Origin of the sequence: Methylobacterium sp. J-088 (genome assembly GCF_022829295.1) — a bacterium.
Classification (GTDB): Bacteria; Pseudomonadota; Alphaproteobacteria; order Rhizobiales; family Beijerinckiaceae; genus Methylobacterium.
The window spans coordinates 1-1,893 of the sequence record NZ_JAKSYH010000198.1 but is presented as its reverse complement, the minus strand read 5'-3'; the positions used below and the strand labels follow the sequence as shown (position 1 = coordinate 1,893).

Sequence of the window (1,893 nt, the reverse complement as noted above, 5' to 3'; positions counted from 1 at the left end):
CCGGCAGGGTATCGAGGGCGGTCCTGACGATGGTGTGCGCGTCGAGGCCGGCCTCGGCGTACATCTTCTCCGGGCTGTCGTGGTCCTGGTACGTGTCGGGCAGCGTCAGCGTCCGAACCCGCACCCGCCCCGCATCCAGCGCGCCCTTCTCGGCCAGAAGATGCAGCACCATCGCGCCGAACCCGCCGCGCGAGCCCTCCTCGATCGTCAGCAGCACCTCGTGGTCGCGCGCCAGATCCAGGATCAGCGCCTCGTCCAGCGGCTTGGCGAAGCGTGCATCCGCGACCGTGACCGCAACGCCCTGCTCGGACAGCGTATCGGCCGCCTTCAGGGCCTCCGCCAGACGCGTGCCGAGCGAGAGGATCGCCACCCGCGCCTCCGCGTCCCGCCGCACCACCCGGCCCTTGCCGACGGCCAAAGCCTCGCCCCGCTCGGGCAACTCCACGCCGACGCCCTCGCCGCGCGGGTAGCGCAGCGCGATCGGGCCGCTGTCATGGGCATGCGCGGTCGCCACCATGTGGACCAGCTCGGCCTCGTCGGAGGCCGCCATCACGGTCATGTTGGGCAGGCAGCACAGGTACGCCAGATCGAACGCCCCGGCATGGGTCGCCCCGTCCGCCCCGACCAGGCCCGCCCGGTCCAGGCAGAACCGCACGGGCAGGTTCTGCAGCGCCACGTCGTGCACGACCTGATCGTAGGCCCGCTGCAGGAAAGTCGAGTAGATCGCCACGAACGGCCGGTAGCCCTCCGTCGCCAATCCGCCCGCAAAGGTCACCGCGTGCTGCTCCGCGATGCCGACGTCGAAGGTCTTGTCCGGATGGGCTTTTCCAAAAAGATCGATGCCGGTGCCGCCCGGCATCGCCGCGGTGATCGCCACGACTTTGTCATCCGCGTCGGCCGCCTTGATCAGGCTCTCGCCGAACACCCGCGTGTAGGCCGGCGCGTTCGGCTTGGCCTTGGCCTGGACGCCCGAGACCACGTCGAACTTGACCACGCCGTGGTAGCGGTCGGCACTCGCCTCGGCCGGCGCGTAGCCCTTGCCCTTGCGGGTGACCACGTGGAGCAGGATCGGGCCGTGCTCGGCGTCGCGCACGTTCTTGAGCACCGGCAGCAGGTGGTCGAGGTTGTGCCCGTCGACCGGGCCGACATAGTGGAAGCCCATCTCCTCGAACATCGTGCCGCCGCCGACCACGAGCGAGCGGGCATACTCCTCCGCCGCCGCCGCGCGCTGGTAGATCGCCTTCGGCAGGAGCTTGCCGAGCTGCTTGGCGGTCTCGCGCAGGGTCTGGTAGGCGCCGCCCGAGGCGAGGCGGGCGAGGTAGGCCGACATGGCGCCCACGGGCGGGGCGATCGACATGTCGTTGTCGTTGAGGATGACGATCAGGCGCGAGTGCAGGGCGCCGGCATTGTTGAGCGCCTCGTACGCCATGCCGGCCGACATCGAGCCGTCGCCGATCACCGCGATGGCGTTGCGGCGCTTAGGTGTCCCGCCCTTGTGCTTGGCGGTGGCGTTGTCGAGGTCGCGGGCGACCGCCATGCCGAGCGCCGCCGAGATCGAGGTCGAGGAATGCGCCGCGCCGAACGGGTCGTAGACGCTCTCGGAGCGCTTGGTGAAGCCGGACAGGCCGCCGCCCTGGCGCAGCGTGCGGATGCGGTCGCGGCGCTCGGTCAGGATCTTGTGCGGGTAGCACTGGTGGCCGACATCCCAGACGATGCGGTCGTCGGGGGTGTCGAACACGTGGTGCAGCGCGACGGTCAGCTCGACCACGCCCAGCCCCGAGCCGAGATGGCCGCCGGTGATCGAGACGGCGTCGATCATCTCGGCGCGCACCGCATCCGCCACCGTCTGCAGCTCCGATTCCGGAAGACGCCGCAACGCTGCCGGGTTCGGGA

1 protein-coding gene is annotated in these 1,893 nt (G+C 70.5%); it reads right to left on the bottom strand.

Features of this window, described 5'->3' with window-relative positions:
* Positions 1-1,893 (bottom strand): 1-deoxy-D-xylulose-5-phosphate synthase (dxs, locus tag MKK63_RS22140; RefSeq protein ID WP_409564542.1); only part of this gene is annotated, 1,893 nt, incomplete at both ends.